Source organism: Lysobacter silvisoli (assembly GCF_003382365.1).
Classification (GTDB): domain Bacteria; phylum Pseudomonadota; class Gammaproteobacteria; order Xanthomonadales; family Xanthomonadaceae; genus Lysobacter; species Lysobacter silvisoli.
This window is the reverse complement of sequence record NZ_QTSU01000005.1, coordinates 136249-153316: the sequence shown is the minus strand read 5'-3', so window position 1 is coordinate 153316 and position 17068 is coordinate 136249. Positions and strand designations below refer to the sequence as shown.

Genomic DNA, 17068 nt, shown 5'->3' with positions numbered 1-17068 from the left:
TGTCCAGGACGGCAAAATGACACCGCTGGCCAAAACCCTAACAAAAGCCCGGACCAACATCATGCTGCGGTGCGCAACGGGCGGCGGGAGTCGCCGGCGGCCATGGCTGGGGGAGCGTGTAATGACTCAACGCATCGTGTGTTACGGCGAACTGCTGCTGCGCCTGGCCGCGCCTGGGCACGAGCGCCTGCTGCAGTCGCCGGCCCTGCAGGTCCAGGTCGGCGGCGCCGAGGCCAACGTGGCCGTGGCGCTGGCCCGCCACGGCCACCGCGCGGTCCTGGTCGGCCGGGTCGCCGACAACGCCCTGGGCGCGGCGGCCACCGCCGAACTGCGCCGCCACGGCGTCGACACCGCCGGCGTGCAGCCCGCGCCCGGCCGCATGGGGCTGTATTTCCTGGAGGCCGGCGCCGGCCACCGGCCCAGCACCGTGCTCTACGACCGCGCCGACTCGGCCTTCGCCCGCGCCGGCGCGCAAGCCTACGACTGGCCGGCCCTACTGGAAGGCGCGGCCTGGCTGCACCTGTCCGGCGTAACCCCGGCACTGGGCGCGGCCGCGGCCGGGGCCGCCATCGCCGCCGCACGCGCCGCGCGCGCGGCGGGTGTGCGCGTGAGCTTCGACGGCAACTACCGCAGCAAACTGTGGCAGGCCTGGGACGGCGACGCCGCGGCGATCCTGCGCGAACTCATGTCCGAAGCCGAGCTGATCTTCGCCGACCATCGCGACATCGCGGTGGTGCTGGGCGTGCAGGCCGAAGGCGCGAGCGCGGCCGAGCGCTACGCCGCCGCCGCCGATGCCGCCTTCGCCGCGTTCCCGCGCCTGCAGCGGCTGGCCAGCACCGTGCGCCTGCAACATAGCGTCGACCGCCAGTCGCTATCGGCGCTGCTGCGCCGGCGCGAAGGCAGCGTGCTCGAAACCCCGGTGTGCGAACTCAGCGCCATCGTCGACCGCATCGGCGCCGGCGACGCCTTCGCCGCCGGCGTCCTGCACGGCCTGCTCGACGGCTGCGACGACGCCGCGAGCCTGCGCTACGGCTGGGCCGCCGCCTGCCTCAAGCACTCGGTGCCGGGCGATTTCAACTTGGTCGATGCGACGGAGATCGAAGCCTTCGTCGCCCAGGAGGGTTATCACGTGCGGCGCTGAGGGGGCCGCGGTTTCCGCCGAGCCTCAACGCAGCGCGTGATCCGGCACATCCAGCTCCAGCGACAGCGCCAGATGATCCGACTGCGCCGCCGGCACCGCGCGCGCATTGAAGCCGCTGAGGCCGTCGCCGATCAGGATGTGGTCGATGGCGCGCTGCGGGCGCCAGCTGGGGAAGGTGGGGACGTTGAACGAAGGCGGCTGCAGGCGGGTGCGCTGGAACAGCGTGCTCATCTCGGGCCGGTCGATGGGGCAGTTGAAGTCGCCCATGAGTACCGCGTGCGGGTGGTCGTGCAGCAGTTCGGCGATGAAGGCCAGCTGCGAGGCGCGCGAGCCCGCGCCCAGGGACAAGTGGGCCACGGCCACGGTCAGGGCATCGTCGCCGTCGCCGAAGCGGGCCATGAGCACGCCGCGACCGCGCACGCGGCCGGGCAGCGGGTGGTCGATGACCTCGCGCGGTTCCAGCCGGCTGAGCAGGCCGTTGGCGCTGGAGGCGACGTTGGCCACGCGGCGGTTGGGCTGGTGGCTCCAGTAGTCGAAGCCGCCGGCCTGGGCCAGGTAGTGGGTCTGGTTGGTGAAGCCCGAGCGCAGGCTGCCCGGGTCGCTTTCGTTGAGGCCGACGATGTCGTGTTCGCCGGCCAGTTGCGCGATCGCGTCCAGGCTGCCGCGTTTGTTGCCCGCGGGCAGCACGTGCGACCAGCTGCGCGTGGCGTAGTCGCTGTAACGGCGCGTGCTGGACCCGGCCTGGATGTTGGCGCTGAGCAGGCGCAGTCGCCGCGGATTCATGCCGGGCCGGGTCCTTCCGTATCGAACTTACTGCGCCGCGGCCGGAGCGCCCGGGGCCGCGCCCGGAGCCGGAGCCGGCTCGGCCGCCGGAGCGGCGCCGCCGCGCGCGGCGCGCTCGCGTGCGATCAGGTGGTCGGTGATGCGCAGCATGTCTTCGAAGTTCTTGCCGATCACGCGGTACTTGCCGTCGACCACGATGTTCGGGGTGGACTCCACGCCGCTGCGGCTGATGAAGGTCTCGGCGCGCTTGAGCTTGGCGTCGATGGCGAAGCTGGCGTAGGTGCTTTCGAACTGCTGCTTGTTGCCGCCGAACTTGGCGTAGAACTCGGCGAAGTCGACCGGCTTGACGCCGTTGACCGGCAGGCTGCGCTCCAGGTGCACGGCGCGGAACATGGCGTCGTGGCTCTTGGCGGCCAGGCCCATGGACTCGGCGGTGTAGAAGGCCTTGGCGTAGGGCACCCAGTAACCGCCGAACGGCGCGGCCACCGGAACGAAGTTCACGTCGGCGGTCTGCTTGCCGCGCCAGGAGGTGATCAGCGGCTCGAACTCGGCGCAGTGCGGGCAGGTGTAGCCGAACACTTCGACCACTTCGATCTTGCCGGTGCCCGGCGCGTACGGCGTGCCGCCCGGGATCTCGACGTAGTCGGTGCCGGCGACGGGCTCGGGGCCGCTGGGCGGGGTGGCGACGGCGGCCGGGGCGATCGGCGCGGCTTCGGCCGGGGCCTCGGTGGTGGCGGCGGGCGCGGCGACGTCGCTGCTGGCTGCCGGGGTGGCGCTGTCGGCGGCCGGCGTGGCGGCGTCCTGCTGCTGCGAGCAGGCGGCCAGCGCGAATACGGCCGCGAACAGGAAGGTGTGGCGGTAGGACGGGGCCAGGCGCGAAATCATGGATCGGGTCTCCACAAACGGATCGGATCGGGTGAGGCGCGCGGACGGCGGGGCCGCCGCGGCGCCGGAATGGGCGCGGGCGGCCAGCATAGCCGCCGATGCGCTGAACGCGGAGTGTAGGCGTGCGGGCGCCTCAGCGCCGGCCCTTGGCCTGGGCGCGCTCGCGCGCGACCAGGGCATCGGTGGTGCGCAGGATGTCTTCCAGGCTGTGGCCGGTCACGCGGTACTTGCCGGCGACCACGAACATCGGCGTGGCGTCCACGCCGCTGCGGATCAGGAAGTCGCGGGCGCGGTCCATCTGCGCCTGGATGGCCGGGCTGCGCATGGTGGCGGCGAACTTGGCCGCGTCGGCGCCGTAGCGCGCGTAGAAACCGGCGATCTCCTCGGGCGAGGCGTTGTTGATCGGCAGGCTGCGCTCTTCGTGCACGGCGTTGAACACCGCGTTGTGGGTCTTGGCGACCAGCCCCATGGACTGGGCGGTGTAGTAGGCCTGGGCGTAGGGGTTCCAGTAACCGCCGAACGGCGCGGCCACGGGCACGAAGTTCACGTCCTTGCCCTGCTTGGCCTTCCACGCGTCCACCGCTGGCTGGGCGTGCGCGCAGTGCGGGCAGGTGTAGCCGAAGGCCTCGACCACTTCGATCTTGCCGCGCACCGGCGCGTAGGGCTGGCCGCCCTCGATCTCGACGTAGTCCACGCCGGCTTGCGGCGGCGGCGGCGCCTTGGCGGCCATGGCGGCCAGCGGCAGCAGCGCGACCAGCGCCAGCGCGGCCAGGGTCGGAATCGGTCGGAGCGCACGGAAGCGTGGGGTCATCGCAAGGTCTCGCGGCGGAGCGGGTCGGAGGGACGGGGGCAGGCGCCGACGGCGGCGCGGCGCCAAGCATACCGGCCCGCGGCTATCCCCCGTAGCCGCAGATGTGACCGGGCGCGCGATACCGAAGTTCCCTTTAAGCGGCCCCAGGGCGGGGCCGGAAACGAAAACGCCGGCTCGGGGCCGGCGTTTCGCTTGCGACTGAGGCTTGGGACTCAGGCGTCGGTCGCGGGCTTGGCCGGCGCGGCGGCGGGAGCCGCGGCAGGCGCGGCCGGAGCCGGAGCGGCCGCCGGGGCGGCGGGCGCCGCGGCCGGAGCGCTGGCCACGTCGGCGTCGTCGGCGCGGTCGTGCAGGCCCTGCAGGTAGCTGGCCAGCGCGCCGATTTCCTCGTCGCTGAGGTTCTTGGCCACCGCCGCCATCACGTTGAACAGGTGCGGGTCGCGCTGGGTGGTGGTGCCGGCGCGGTACTCCTCCAGGCGGCGCTGCGAGTACACGGCCTGCTGGCCGGCGATGTGCGGGTAAGCCGGGCCCGGGTTGCCGGCGCCGGTGGGGCCGTGGCAGGCCATGCAGGCCGGGATGCCGCGCGCCTTGTCGCCGGACAGGAACAGCTGCTGGCCGACTTCGAAGAACTTCTTGTCCTTGTTCGGGCCAGTCGCGATCACGGTGTCGTCGGCCACGCCGGCGCCCGACTTCTGGGTGGCGAAGTAGGCGCCCAGGTCGCGCGCGTCCTGCGCGGTCAGCGCGTCGGCGTAGGGCTTCATGGCCGCGGCCATGCCGGTGTTGCGCTCGCCGCTCTTGAACAGCGCGATCTGGTGGGCGATGTAGCGCTCGCTCTGGCCGGCGAGGCGCGGGTACTGCGGATCGGTCGGATTGCCGTCCAGGCCATGGCAGGCGGCGCAGGTGCCGGCCTTGGTGGCGCCGGCCTTGACGTCGCCCCAGCTGGCCGGCTTTTCGACCAGCGGCGCGGCCTGGACCGGCTCCTTGTCGGGAATCGGCGTGATCGTCGGCTGGGCGTAAGCGACGGCGACGACCGCCAGGACGGCGAGGCCGACAGTGCCTAGGACGCGGGCTTGGCTCATGTAGCTGGGCTCCGAAACGCATAAGAAGGCGTCCGCATGCGGGCGCCGGAACCTCGGAATTATCGTCGCGGGGCCTGGGCCGGTCAACGCGGGCCGGGCGTTCGGCCCGGCGCGGGCCGCTGCCGGCGGGCCCGGCATGCGATCCTAGCGCCCATGCACAATCCCCTAGCCCGCGCCCGCTACCTGCTGGCGGCCCATACCCCGCGCCAGCTGCCGCCCGACGGCGGCTTCGAGGTGGCCTTCGCCGGCCGCTCCAATGCCGGCAAGTCCAGCGCCCTCAACGCCCTGTGCCAGCAGAACGCCCTGGCGCGCGTGTCCAAGACCCCGGGCCGCACCCAGCAGCTGGTGTACTTCGACATTCCGCCCAGCACCGACCGCTACCTGGTCGACCTGCCCGGCTACGGCTACGCCAAGGTGCCGCAGGACCTGCAGGCGCACTGGCAGGCCTTCATCGACGGCTATTTCCAGACCCGCCAGGCCCTGCGCGGGCTGGTGGTGGTGATGGACATCCGCCATCCGCTCAAGGACTACGACCGGCAGATGCTGGGTTACGCGGTCAGCCGCGGCCTGCCCGCGCACGCGTTGCTGACCAAGGCCGACAAGCTCGGCCGCGGCCAGCAGTCGCAGGCGCTGCTGGCGGTGCGCAAGGAGCTGTTCTCCGCCTACGGCGACACCGTCAGCGTGCAGACCTTCTCCGGCGAGTCCAAGCAGGGCGTGGACGAAGCGCGCGCGGTGGTCGGCGGCTGGCTGCAGCTGTAAGCGCGCTCAGCCGCGCCGGGCGACGAAGGCGCCGTGCGCGGGCAGCGCGAGCCGTGCGCCGTCCCACTCGCCCGCGGCCAGGCCATGACCTGAAAGCGTCTGCCAGCCTTCGTCGGCGGATAGGTCGGCGGTCTGCGGCTGCGGCGACAGGTTGAACACCAGCAGCAGTTGCTCGTCGTCCAGGCAGCGGGTGAAGGCCAGCAACGGCGCGGCGATGTCGCGGAACGCGATCGCGCCGCGCAGCAAGGCCGGCTGCTGGCGCCGCCAAGCCAGGAAGCGTCGGAAGCCGTGCAGCGGCGAGGTGGGGTCGGCCTCCTGCGCGGCCACCGACAGCGCGCGGTGCGCCTCGGGGATCGGCAACCAGGGGGCGGCTTCGCTGAAGCCCGCGCCGGCGCTGCCGTCCCAGGGCAGCGGCGTGCGGCAGCCGTCGCGGCCCTTGAAGCTGGGCCAGAACGCGATGCCATAGGGATCGCGCAGCGCCTCGAACGGCAGCTGCGCTTCCGGCAGGCCCAGCTCCTCGCCCTGGTACACGCACACCGAGCCGCGCAGCGAACAGGCCAGCGCGCTGAGCTGGGTGGCGTAATGCGGCGGCTCGTCGCCGCGCCCCCAGCGCGTGACCACACGTTCCACGTCGTGGTTGGAGATCGCCCAGCACGGCCAGCCTTCGCGCATCTGCGCTTCCAGCGTCTGTACGGTGGCGCGCAGGAAATCCGCGCCGTGCTCGTGGGTCAGCAGCTCAAAGCTGTAGCCCATGTGCAGTCGGCCGGCGCGGGTGTATTCGTCCATGGTCGCCAGCGAGTCCTCGGACGAGATCTCGCCCAGCGCCACCGCGCCCGGGTAGCGGTCCAGCAGCGCGCGCAGTTCGGCCAGGAAGGCCAGATTCTCCGGCTGGGTATTGTTGTAGTGGTGGTACTGGAAGGCGTAAGGGTTGTCGGGGCTGAAGCCGCGGCCCACGCGCCGTTCCTTGGGCTTGGGCGGGTTGTCGCGCAGGCGCGCGTCGTGGAAGCAGAAGTTGATCGCGTCCAGGCGCAGGCCGTCCACGCCGCGGTCCAGCCAGAAGCGCACGTTGTCCAGCACCGCCGCGCGCACCTGCGGATGGTGGAAATTCAGGTCGGGCTGCGAGGCCAGGAAGTTGTGCAGGTAGTACTGCCCGCGCCGCGGCTCCCACTTCCAGGCCACGCCGCCGAACAGCGACAGCCAGTTGTTGGGCGGCGTGCCGTCCTCGCGCGCATCGGCCCACACGTACCAGTCGGCCTTGGCGTTGTCGCGGCTGGCGCGGCTCTCCTTGAACCAGGCGTGCTCGGCCGAGGTGTGGCTGAGCACCTGGTCGATCATCACCTTCAAGCCCAGGCCGTGGGCCTTGGCCAGCAGCGCGTCGAAATCGGCCAGCGTGCCGAACAGCGGATCGACGTCGCGGTAGTCGGCGATGTCGTAGCCGAAGTCGGCCATGGGCGATTTGAAGAACGGCGAGATCCAGATCGCGTCCACGCCCAGGCCGGCCACGTAGTCCAGGCGTTCGATGATGCCGCGCAGGTCGCCCACGCCGTCGCCGCTGGCGTCGCGGAAGCTGCGCGGATAGATCTGATAGATCACCGCGCCGCGCCACCATTCGGCAGCGTCGATCGCATCCACGGCGGCGGTTTGCGCTGGGGCCTGCTGGTTCAAAACCACCTCGAACGGTTGCGTGCGGCGCGCGCTGCGGCCGCGGAGTGTGGCGAGCTTACCGGGCGCGGCGACGGCTGCGCGCGCCTGCATACGTATTCAGCGCGATGCTGCGATGCAGCGATTCGCGCGAAGGCGCGATCGCGGCGATGCAAGCCTATGAATACGTATGCAAGGTGCGCTGCAAGCCGGTTGGCCTGCCTAAGATTGGCCGCACGCTCCGGCCCCGCGCCGGACCTACGCAGCGGCGCCGGACACGCGCAGCCGCACACGCACACTGCTTCTGGGAGGGGGCATGTCGAAATTGAAGTCGGCTTCGTTGAAGCCCAACCTGCTGACCGTCGCGCTGGCCTCGCTGGGCCTGTGCGCGCCTTATGCCGTCTGGGCGCAAGCCGCGCCGGCCGAACCCGCGCCCGCCCAAGCCGAGCCCGCGCAGGCGCACGAGCTCGATGCGGTCACCGTCACCGGCAACCGGCGCGAACAGTCGATCCAGAAATACTCCGGCTCGATCCAGGCCTTCACCGGCGACGAACTGGACAAGCTGGCGATCAACGCCGACATCCGCAACCTGCAGAACGTGGTGCCGGCGCTGCAGATCACCAAGCAGGAAGGCAAGTACGAGATGTACCTGCGCGGCATCGGCGCCTCGGACTCGGACTTCTCCTCCGACCCGGCCGTGGCCACCTATTACAACGGCATCTACCTGCCGCGCCCGCGCTCCATCGGCCCGATGTTCTTCGACGTGGAGCGGGTGGAGGTGCACAAGGGCCCGCAGGGCACGGTGCGCGGCCGCAACGCCGCGGCCGGCTCGATCAATGTGATCTCCAAGCGCCCCGAACTGGGCACCTTCGACGGCAACCTCAAGATCGGCGCGGGCAACTACGACTTCCGCACCTACGAAGGCGTGCTCAACCTGCCGCTGGGCGAGACCTTCGCCGCGCGCGTGGCGCTGTTCGACGAGTCGCGCGACTCCTACATCAGCAACGGCTACCCCTTCGACCTGGAAGGCCCGGGCGCGATCGACAACTCGGCCGCGCGGCTGAGCCTGCTGTGGCAGCCCAACGATCGGTTCAGCGCCTTCATCATGGCCGACAAGGTCAAGGAAGAAGGCACCGGCGATCCGGGCATGTTCACCGAGCGCGCGCAGGCGCGCGGCATCGACGTGGACGACCTGGACGACCCGTTCCGCCAGTACTTCCGCACCCAGGGCGAGACCACCAACGACATCGAAGGCCTCTCCGGCACCTTCACCTACCGCTTCAGCGACGCCTTCGCGGTGGAGTTCAACAGCGCCTACCGCAAGTACGACTTCTACAACCGCAACGCCTCGCGCGAATGGCAGCTGGGCCCGGTGTACCCCGGCAGCGAGGTCGAGGCCTACCACAACCCCGAACGCCTGCAGTGGTACGACACCTTCATGCAGGCCGACAAGTCCAGCACCACGATCAACGAGCTGCGCTTCTACGGCGACACCGGCCGCCTGATCTGGTCGGCGGGCGTGTTCAACTACGAAGAGAAGTACGACTACGTGTCCTGGGACGTGGGCAACGGCTACTGGGGCGACTGCGAATGGTTCGCGCCCGGCACCACCTGCGGCTGGCAGGACGGACTGGGCGGCGAGAACCGCGGCGACGGCTCCAAGGTGCGCTCCAACGCGGTCTACGGCGACTTCACTTTCTCGGTCAACGACGACCTGCGCCTGCTCGCCGGCATACGCTACACCGACGACAAGAAGGTCGCGCGCGAGCGCCACGTCAAGTACCAGTTCGTGGTGCCCGACGCGCTGTTCCAGCAGTTCTTCGGCACCGCGCCCAACACCTCCACCAACCCCTGGGCCACCGGCCTGACGATCCTGTCGCCGGGCTTCCGCCTGCGCGATCCGGGCGCGCGCATGCCGGTGCCCACGGTGTGCACCAACAACGACTGGACCCCGGCCGCGACCGCCGGCTGCAACCAGGGCATCGACTACTTCCTCAACGGCTTCCAGAGCCTGGGCTACCAGGACAACTGGGACGAGTTCCTCAACCGTTACCGCGACCAGATCCAGGTCATCATGCGCTCGGACTACGGCCCCGGCGCGACCAACGTCAGCACCTACGAGGACGACTACGTGGACTGGCGCGTGGGCGCCGAGTACGACCTCAGCGACAGCCAGATGCTGTACGCCACGGTTTCCACCGGCACCCGCTCCGGCGGCCTCAACCGGCCCATGACCCTGGCCGACGGCCGCGTGCTGTCGGTGCAGTTCAAGCCCGAGCAGCTGACCTCCTACGAGATCGGCTACAAGAGCGATCTGACCTGGGGCGAGATGCCGGTGCGCTTGAACGCGGCCCTGTTCTATTACGACTACCAGGACAAGGTGCTGCAGAACATGATCGACGTGCCGGCGCCCACGCCGGACAACCCGAACGCGGTCACCCGCCAGGTGCTCAACGACAACGCCGCCAACGCCAGCGTGCTGGGCCTGGAGCTGGAAGGGCGCTTCGGCTTCAACCACGGCTTCAGCCTGGGCTACAACTTCACCTACCTGGACACCGAGTTCAAGGATTCGGATGTGCTGGACACGCGCTCCAGCCTGGTGGTGCCGCTGGACGGCAACCGCCTGCCCAACACCTCCAAATACAACGTCAATCTGAATCTGTCGCAGAACCTGGGTGTGGACTGGGGCCCGGTGACTTCGTTCGACTGGACCCTGAGCCTGGCCTACCGTTCGGACTACTACCTCACCGCCTACAACAGCCGCGGTTTCGGCCTGGATGCCAACGGCAACGTGATCGAGATCCCGCTGTCGCAGATGGCCTTCAATAACGGCTCCAATCCGGCCGGTGCCGGGCCGGCCGCCAACGGCCTGGCCATGAACGACAAGGTCGACGGCTACACCGTGCTCAACCTGTCGGCAGGCTTGAACTTCGGTGAGGACGAGCGTTTCCGCGTGGACGGCTTCGTCTCCAACCTCACCGACGAGGTCTATTCGGGCAAGGGCTTCATCAACAACTCGGTCAACATCCGCTATCTCAATACGCCGCGGATGTACGGCGTGCGCTTCTCCGCCAAGTTCTGACCGCCGCCGGCCGCGGTGCCGCCGTTCCGCCAGGCGCGGGCGGCGGTTACCGTAGCGGCCACCCTGCCACGACGGGCCCGATCCGATGACGTCCAAACCGCCGCTGTCGTTCTGGCAGATCTGGAACATGTGTTTCGGCTTCCTGGGCATCCAGTTCGGTTTCGCCCTGCAGAACGCCAACGTCAGCCGCATCTTCCAGACCCTGGGCGCGAGCATGGAGGCGATCCCCATGCTGTGGATCGCCGCGCCGCTGACCGGGCTGATCGTGCAGCCCATCGTCGGCTATCTGTCCGACCGCACCTGGACCCCGCTGGGCCGGCGCCGCCCCTATTTCCTGATCGGCGCGGTGCTGGCCACGCTGGCGCTGTTCGCCATGCCCAACTCGCCCACGCTGTGGATCGCCGCCGGCCTGCTGTGGATGCTGGACGCGTCGATCAACATCTCGATGGAACCGTTCCGCGCCTTCGTCGGCGACCAGCTGCCGACCCGGCAGCGCGCGGGCGGCTATGCCATGCAGAGTTTCTTCATCGGCGTGGGCTCGGTGATCGCCAGCCTGCTGCCTTACCTGCTGGCCCACTACGGCGTGGCCAACACCGCCGCCGCCGGGCAGGTGCCCGACACCGTGCGCTACGCGTTCTATTTCGGTGGCGCGGTGCTGCTGCTGTCGGTGGGCTGGACCGTACTGCGCACGCGCGAGTACCCGCCGGAGGTGCTGCGTGCGCACGACAGCGCGCCGCGGCCGCCGGTGCGCGAGCTGGACGGCGCACGCGTGCGCCGCAGCGGCCTGATCTGGCTGATCGTGGGCATCGCCGCGGCGCTGCTGGTGTACCTGCGCGCCCTGGACCCGCAACTGTATCTGCTGGCCGCGCTGATCGGCGGTTATGGGCTGGCGTTGCTGACGGTGACGCAGCTGCACCGCGACAGCGCCTTCGCCCGCATCGTCGGCGACCTGCACGGCATGCCCGCGCAGATGCGGCGCCTGGCCGTGGTCCAGTTTTTTTCCTGGTTCGCCCTGTTCGCGATGTGGATCTACACCACCGCGGCCGTCACCCAGGTCCACTACGGCAGCAGCGATCCGGCCTCGGCCGCGTACAACGAAGGCGCGAACTGGGTGGGCGTGCTGTTCGCCGCCTATAACGGTTTCGCTGCGCTGGCGGCCATCGCGATCCCGTGGATGGCGCGGCGCCTGGGCCTGCGCTGGAGCCATCTGATCAATCTCGCCCTGGGCGGCTTGGGCCTGCTATCGTTCCTGCTGATCCGCGACCCGCAGTGGCTGCTGCTGTCCATGCTCGGCGTGGGCTTCGCCTGGGCCTCGATCCTGTCGCTGCCCTATGCGCTGCTGGCCGACAGCGTGCCAGCGGAGAAGATGGGCGTGTTCATGGGCATCTTCAATTTCTTCATCGTGATCCCGCAGCTGGTCGCGGCCAGTCTGCTGGGCTTTCTGCTCAAGCTGGCCTTCGACGGCCGACCGATGGCCGCGCTGGCCATCGGCGGCGTCAGCCTGATGATCGCCGGGCTGTGCGTGCTATGGGTGCGCGAGCCGGGCGCGGAGGCGGCACGATGAAAGCCGCGCGGCTGCAGGCGTGGACCATCGGGACTGCGCTGCTGGCGCTGAGCGCGGTCGCAGCGGCGCAGACGCGCGACTACTACGGCACGCTGGAGCCGTTCGCCAGCGACGCGGTCTACTTCGTGCTCACCGACCGCTACGTCAACGGCGATCCGGGCAACGACCAGCGCGATCAGGGCGGCCCCGATCCGGCCACGCGCAGTTTCGACCGTCCCGTGCCGGGCGCGCCGGTGGGCGAAAGCGACAACGTCGGCTACCTGGGCGGCGACTTCAAAGGCCTGCTAGCCAACGCCGGCTACATCCGCGACCTGGGCTTCGGCGCGGTCTGGCTCACCCCCATCGTCGACAACCCGGATCAGGCCTTCACCGGCGGCGAAGCGGTGACCTGGGGCGGCGCCTTCCAGGACCGCGGCAAGACCGGTTATCACGGTTATTGGGGCGTGGACTTCTACCGGCTGGACGAGCACCTGCCCAGCCCCGGCCTGGATTTCGCCGCGCTGACCGCGGGCCTGCGCCGGCACGGTTTGAAGACCGTGCTCGACATCGTCGCCAACCACGGCTCGCCCTCGTTCACCATGCCGCGCGACCAGTCCGGGTTCGGCGAGCTCTATCGCGATGGCGTGCTGGTGGCCGACCATCAGAACCTGGCGCCCGCGCAACTCGATCCGGCGCGCAATCGGCTGCACCGCTACTTCCACGCCGAACCCGATCTGGTCCAGCTGTCCAACCTGGACGACGGCAACCCCGAGGTCATGGACTACCTGGTCGGCGCCTACTCGCAATGGATCGCGCAGGGCGTGGACGCGCTGCGCATCGACACCATCCGGCACATGCAGCTGCCGTTCTGGAAAGCCTTCAGCGATCGTATTCGCGCCCAGCGCCCGGGCATGTTCATGTTCGGCGAAGCCTTCGATTACGACGCCGGCAAGATCGCGCCGTTCACCTGGGCCGAGAACGGTGGCGTCAGCGTGCTCGACTTTCCGCTCAAGCAGCGCATGGCCGAGGTGTTCGGCCGCAGCGGCGCCGGCTACCAGCGCCTGCGCGACCGCCTGTACCTGCGGCGCGGTCCGTACGCGAACCCGTACGAGCTGATGACTTTTTACGACAACCACGACATGCCGCGCCTGGACGCCAGCGACGAAGGCTTCATCGACGCGCACCACTGGCTGTTCACCGCGCGCGGCATCCCGGTGATCTACTACGGTTCGGAAACCGGCTTCATGCGCGGCCGCGCCGAGCACGCGGGCAACCGCAACTACTACGGCCAGACGCGCATCGACGCCGCCGCCGACAGCCCCATTTACCGCCAGCTGCGGCGCATCGCCCGCGCGCGCGCGGCCACGCCGGCGTTGCAGCGCGGCCTGCAGCTGGACCTGGAATTGCGCGGCAACCGCGCCACGTTCTACCGCGTCTACCAGCACGATGGCCAGCAGCAGATCGCCCTGGTGCTGTTGAACAAGGGCGATGCACCTGCCGAATTCGCGGTGCGCCGCTACCTGCAGCCCGGCCAGTGGCGCGAGGCGCTGGACGGTGAGGTCGTCGAGGTGCCCGAGCGCGGTCGACTCACCACCACCGTGCCCGCGCACGGCGCCAAGGTCTTCGTGCTGGACGCACCCGTTACGCGCGCCGATCTGGCGCGGCAGCTGGACCGGCTGATGCGGCGCGCCGTCGTGCGCTAGGCGCCGCTGGAGCGCCTGACCACTAACGAAGCGGGCAGGGTGATGCTGTCGGTGGCCTCGCCCTGCACCTGCCGCAACAGGGTCTCGACCAGCAGTTCGCCGGCGCGCTTGGTGTCCTGGAACACCGTGGTCAGCGGCGGGCTGGCGAAGCGCGCCATCGGGATGTCGTCGAAACCGACCACGGCCACGTCTTCGGGCACGCGCAGGCCGGCTTCGGCGAAGGCGCGCAGCGCGCCGATGGCGATCAGGTCGCTGGCGGCGAACACCGCCTCGAAGCGGCCGCCGCGCGCCAGCAGCTCGCGCGCCGCGGCGTAGCCGTCTTCCTCGAAGCTCTCGGCGTCGACCTGCAGGATCGCCTCCATCGCGCCGCCGACCTCGCGCAGCGCCGCATCGCAGCCGCGGAAGCGGTCGAAGAACTCCGGGCAATGGCTGGAGGCGCCGCCGAGGAAGGCGATGCGGCGGTGGCCCAGACCCACCAGGTGCTCGCCGGCCAGGCGGCCGCCGTGGAAGTTGTCGCAGCCGATCGACACGCCGGGCTGGCCGGGCAGCACCGCGCCCCAGCGCACGAAGCGGGTGCCCTGCGCGACCAGCTTCTCCAGCTTGCCCTCGTAGGCCAGGTAGTCGCCGTAGCCGAGCAGGATCAGGCCGTCGGCCTTCATGCTGTCCTCGTAGTCGGCGTGCCAATCGTCGGAGAGCTGCTGAAACGAGATCAGCAGATCCTGCCCGGCGCGCGCGCAGGCGCGGGTGATCGAGCCCAGCATGGACAGGAAGAACGGGTTGATGTGCGACTCGTCGGGCGTGGGGTCTTCGAACAGCAGCAGCGCCAGGGTGCCCGAGCGCTGGGTGCGCAGGCTGGAGGCGTTGCGGTCGACCTTGTAGTTGAGCTCGCGCACCAGCGCTTCCACGCGCTTGCGCGTTTCGGCGTTGACCAGCGGGCTGCCGCTGAGCACGCGCGAGACCGTGGCCTGCGAGACGCCGGCGCGGTGGGCGATGTCCAGCGAGGTCGCCTTGAGTCGTTTGTTGCGCATGGCCCGAGTGTAGTGGCCGCGCGCGCGCCGGGCACGCCGCAGCGCGGCAGGTCAGCCGGCCTCGCGCAGGCGCGGGTCCAGCCAGGCGCGCAGCGCGTCCACCGCGGTGTTGATCGCCACGATCAGCGCGCCCACCACCAGCACCACGCCCAGCACCAGGGTGTAGTCGCGGTTGAGCGCGCCCTGCACGAAGTAGCGGCCCATGCCGGGGATGCCGAACACCTGCTCGACCACGGCCGAGCCGGTGACCACGTTGATCAGCGCCGGCGACAGCCAGGCCGCGACCGGCAGCAGCGCCGGGCGCAGCGCGTGGGCCAGCAGCAATCGGGTTTCCGACAGGCCGCGCGCGCGTGCGGCCTTCAGGTAATCGGCCGACAGCGTTTCCAGCATCGAAGCGCGGGTCAGCCGCGCGCAGTAGGCGATGTTGGGCAGGGCCAGTGCGATCACCGGCAGCGCGACGTGACGCCAATCGCCCCAGCCGCCCGCGGGCAGCCAGTGCAGGGTGACCGCGAACAGCAGCACCAGCAGCGGCGCGGCCACGAACTTGGGAACCGCCAGGCCCAGGCCGGCGCCGAACATCAGCACGCGGTCGCTCCAGCGTTCGGCGCGCAGCGCCGCCCACACGCCCAGCGGGATGCCCAGCGCCAGCGCCAGCAGCAGGGCCAGGCCACCGTTGAGCGCCGACACCGGCAGCGCGCCGGCGATCAGCTGGGTCACACGGTAGTCGGGGTACTGGAACGAGGGCCCCAGGTCGCCGCGCGCCACGTCGCCCAGCCAGGCCGCGTACTGCGCGGGCAGCGGTCGGTCCAGGCGGTACTGCGCGGCCAGCGCGGCCTGCACTTCCGGCGGCGCGGCCTTCTCGGTGTCGAACGGGCCGCCCGGCGCGGCGCGCAGCAGCACGAAGCACAGCGTGGCCAGCAGCCACAGCGTGATCAGCGCTTCGGCCAGGCGCCCGGCCCAGCGCTTCATCGCGCGCCCTCGCCGAACGACAGCCAGCGGCTGGCGTGGCGGTCCAGCGCGTTGGCTTCGTAGCCGCGCAGCTCGTCGCTGACCAGGTGCTTGGAGGTGTAGTAGTAGAGCGGGATCACCGCATCGGCATTCAACAGCCGCGTCTCCGCCGCATGCAGCCAGGCGTTGCGCGCGGCCTCGGTGGCCGCCGCATCGGCGCGCGCCAGGCGCTGGCGGAAGCCTGCGTCGTCGTAGCCGGTCCAGTTCAACGGACCGTCGCTGCCGAACGCGGCCAGGAAGTTGCGCGCGTCGGGCACGTCGCCGATCCAGCCGCCGCGGAACACCTGGGTGATCGCGCGCTGGCGGCGGTTCTGCACGAACACCTTCCATTCCTCGTTGCGCAGGCGCACCTGCACGCCCAGGGTCTGCCGCCACATCGCCGCCACCGCCAGCGCCAGACGCCTATGCGGAGTGGAGGTGTTGTAGCGCAGCTCGATCACCAGCGGGCGCTCGCTCGAATAACCCGCGGCGCGGTACAGCGCGCGCGCCTGCGCCTCGCGTTGCGCCTGCGTGGCCTTGGACCACGGCGTGGCCGCGGGCGTATAGCCTTCGATGCCTGGCGGCACGATGCCGTAGGCCGGGGTTTCGCCCAGGCCGGTGACGTGGCGCGCGAGCAGGTCGCGGTCGATCGCCAGCGCCAGCGCGCGGCGCAGCTGCGGCGTATCGCGCAGCGGCTCGCGTTCCAGGTTCATGCCCAGCCAGAACGCGCCCAGGTAGGGCGACAGGCGCAGTTGCGTGCCGAAGCGCGCGCGCAGCGCGGTCAGCGGCTGCGGCGGCACCACTTCGGTCAGGTCCAGATCGCCGGCGGCGTAACGCTGCAGTTCGGCCGCGGCATCTTCGGTGACGTGGAAGCGCACCTGCGCGATCGCGACTCCGCTGGCGTCATGGAAGCGCGGGTTCTTCTCCACCAGCAGATTCGCCTGCGGCGTCCACGCGGCCAATCGGTACGCCCCGTTGGACACCAGCCGCCCCGGCCGGGTGTGCTGGGCGCCGTAGCGCTGCACCGCCGGCAGGTACACCGGGAACGCGATCGGCAGGGTCAGCAGCGCCGGCAGCGAGGCGCTGCGCTGCAGGCGGAACACCACGGTGCGCGCATCCGGCGCGGACACGCCCAGCGCGGTGAGCGGCAGTTTGCCGGCCTGCACCGCTTGCGCGTTGAGCAGCGCATCGAACAGTTCGCCGAACGGCGCCGCGGTGGCCGGCGCGAACGCGCGGCGGAAACTGGCCACGATCTGCGGCGCATCCAGGGCTTCGCCGTTGCTCCAGCGCAGGCCGTCGCGCAGGTGGAAGGTCCAGGTGCGGCCGTCGGGCGACAGCGTCCAGCGCTGGGCCATGCCCGGAATCAGGCGGCCGTGCGCGTCTTCGGTGACCAGGCCTTCGTACAGGTCGCGCAGCACGTTGCCGCAGGCCACCTCCTGGCAGCGGTGCGCGTCCAGGGTGCTGGGCTCGGGGCCGTTGCCGCGCTCCAGCGTGCGCGCAGGCACGGCCCACGGCAGCAGCGCCAGTAGCAGGGCCGAACCATAGCGTTGCAGGACGGACGTTGTTCGGGCCAAGGCGAGGGCTACACTGCCGGGGTCTGGTGATTGTAGGCGAGCGCCCGCATATCGC

Annotated in this window: 13 protein-coding genes; 5 read left to right on the top strand and 8 right to left on the bottom strand. The window is 70.4% G+C overall.

The genetic code is table 11. The features are described 5' to 3' along the window. Positions 1-121 precede the first annotated feature (121 nt). A complete protein-coding gene (locus tag DX914_RS19500) occupies positions 122-1141 on the top strand; it encodes a sugar kinase (RefSeq protein WP_115861965.1) in 1020 nt (339 codons plus the stop codon). A gap of 24 nt (positions 1142-1165) precedes the next feature. Here the strand turns inward: DX914_RS19500 and DX914_RS19495 are convergent, their stop codons facing one another. The 4 genes from DX914_RS19495 to DX914_RS19480 form a co-directional block, all read right to left on the bottom strand. Next, positions 1166-1903 (bottom strand): endonuclease/exonuclease/phosphatase family protein, encoded by a 738-nt coding sequence (locus DX914_RS19495; protein ID WP_196778979.1) that lies wholly within the window; start codon positions 1901-1903, stop codon positions 1166-1168. A gap of 48 nt (positions 1904-1951) precedes the next feature. Further along, complete coding sequence (locus DX914_RS19490; RefSeq protein WP_115862107.1) at positions 1952-2809, bottom strand: thiol:disulfide interchange protein DsbA/DsbL; 858 nt, start codon at positions 2807-2809, stop codon at positions 1952-1954. Between the two features lie 133 nt (positions 2810-2942). Beyond that, positions 2943-3620 carry a thiol:disulfide interchange protein DsbA/DsbL gene (locus DX914_RS19485; RefSeq protein WP_115861961.1) on the bottom strand — a complete coding sequence of 226 codons (678 nt, stop codon included), beginning with the start codon at positions 3618-3620 and terminating at the stop codon, positions 2943-2945. A gap of 212 nt (positions 3621-3832) precedes the next feature. Next, positions 3833-4696, bottom strand: a complete 864-nt coding sequence (locus DX914_RS19480; protein ID WP_115861959.1) for a c-type cytochrome — start codon at positions 4694-4696, stop codon at positions 3833-3835. A 153-nt stretch (positions 4697-4849) separates the two neighbouring features. On the opposite strand from DX914_RS19480, the gene yihA reads away from it, so the two are divergent. Further along, a complete protein-coding gene (gene yihA / locus DX914_RS19475; RefSeq protein WP_115861957.1) occupies positions 4850-5455 on the top strand; it encodes a ribosome biogenesis GTP-binding protein YihA/YsxC in 606 nt (201 codons plus the stop codon). A gap of 6 nt (positions 5456-5461) precedes the next feature. Here yihA and DX914_RS19470 read toward each other — a convergent pair whose 3' ends face one another. Further along, positions 5462-7078 (bottom strand): alpha-glucosidase family protein, encoded by a 1617-nt coding sequence (locus DX914_RS19470; protein WP_115862106.1) that lies wholly within the window; start codon positions 7076-7078, stop codon positions 5462-5464. Between the two features lie 334 nt (positions 7079-7412). Between DX914_RS19470 and DX914_RS19465 the strand changes: the two genes are divergently transcribed. From DX914_RS19465 to DX914_RS19455, 3 genes are all read left to right on the top strand, one after another. Beyond that, on the top strand, positions 7413-10178 hold the full coding sequence (locus tag DX914_RS19465; protein ID WP_115861955.1) for a TonB-dependent receptor: 2766 nt from the start codon (positions 7413-7415) through the stop codon (positions 10176-10178). Positions 10179-10263: 85 nt separating this feature from the next. Next, on the top strand, positions 10264-11742 hold the full coding sequence (locus DX914_RS19460) for an MFS transporter (RefSeq protein ID WP_115861953.1): 1479 nt from the start codon (positions 10264-10266) through the stop codon (positions 11740-11742). Beyond that, positions 11739-13424, top strand: a complete 1686-nt coding sequence (locus DX914_RS19455) for an alpha-amylase family glycosyl hydrolase (RefSeq protein WP_231118338.1) — start codon at positions 11739-11741, stop codon at positions 13422-13424. Before DX914_RS19460 ends, DX914_RS19455 begins: the two co-directional genes overlap by 4 nt. On the opposite strand, the gene DX914_RS19450 is transcribed toward DX914_RS19455, so the two are convergent. The 3 genes from DX914_RS19450 to DX914_RS19440 are packed head-to-tail and all read right to left on the bottom strand — an operon-like array spanning position 13421 to position 17013. Next, positions 13421-14452, bottom strand: coding sequence for a LacI family DNA-binding transcriptional regulator (locus DX914_RS19450; protein ID WP_115861949.1), 1032 nt, complete (start codon positions 14450-14452; stop codon positions 13421-13423). The two genes, DX914_RS19455 and DX914_RS19450, sit on opposite strands and share 4 nt — an antisense overlap. 51 nt (positions 14453-14503) lie before the next feature. Further along, positions 14504-15421, bottom strand: a complete 918-nt coding sequence (locus DX914_RS19445) for an ABC transporter permease (RefSeq protein ID WP_115861947.1) — start codon at positions 15419-15421, stop codon at positions 14504-14506. Beyond that, positions 15418-17013, bottom strand: coding sequence for a peptide ABC transporter substrate-binding protein (locus tag DX914_RS19440; RefSeq protein WP_147300740.1), 1596 nt, complete (start codon positions 17011-17013; stop codon positions 15418-15420). The genes DX914_RS19445 and DX914_RS19440 overlap by 4 nt, the downstream gene beginning before the upstream one ends. Positions 17014-17068: the final 55 nt, after the last annotated feature.

Bases quoted from the DNA above. Each gene is read 5' to 3' on its own strand.
- DX914_RS19445 (WP_115861947.1), bottom strand. From the start codon at position 15,421: ATGAAGCGCTGGGCCGGGCGCCTGGCCGAAGCGCTGATCACGCTGTGG.
- DX914_RS19480 (WP_115861959.1), bottom strand. From the start codon at position 4,696: ATGAGCCAAGCCCGCGTCCTAGGCACTGTCGGCCTCGCCGTCCTGGCG.
- DX914_RS19500 (WP_115861965.1), top strand. From the start codon at position 122: ATGACTCAACGCATCGTGTGTTACGGCGAACTGCTGCTGCGCCTGGCC.
- DX914_RS19465 (WP_115861955.1), top strand. From the start codon at position 7,413: ATGTCGAAATTGAAGTCGGCTTCGTTGAAGCCCAACCTGCTGACCGTC.
- DX914_RS19450 (WP_115861949.1), bottom strand. From the start codon at position 14,452: ATGCGCAACAAACGACTCAAGGCGACCTCGCTGGACATCGCCCACCGC.
- DX914_RS19485 (WP_115861961.1), bottom strand. From the start codon at position 3,620: ATGACCCCACGCTTCCGTGCGCTCCGACCGATTCCGACCCTGGCCGCG.
- yihA (WP_115861957.1), top strand. From the start codon at position 4,850: ATGCACAATCCCCTAGCCCGCGCCCGCTACCTGCTGGCGGCCCATACC.
- DX914_RS19460 (WP_115861953.1), top strand. From the start codon at position 10,264: ATGACGTCCAAACCGCCGCTGTCGTTCTGGCAGATCTGGAACATGTGT.
- DX914_RS19455 (WP_231118338.1), top strand. From the start codon at position 11,739: ATGAAAGCCGCGCGGCTGCAGGCGTGGACCATCGGGACTGCGCTGCTG.
- DX914_RS19490 (WP_115862107.1), bottom strand. From the start codon at position 2,809: ATGATTTCGCGCCTGGCCCCGTCCTACCGCCACACCTTCCTGTTCGCG.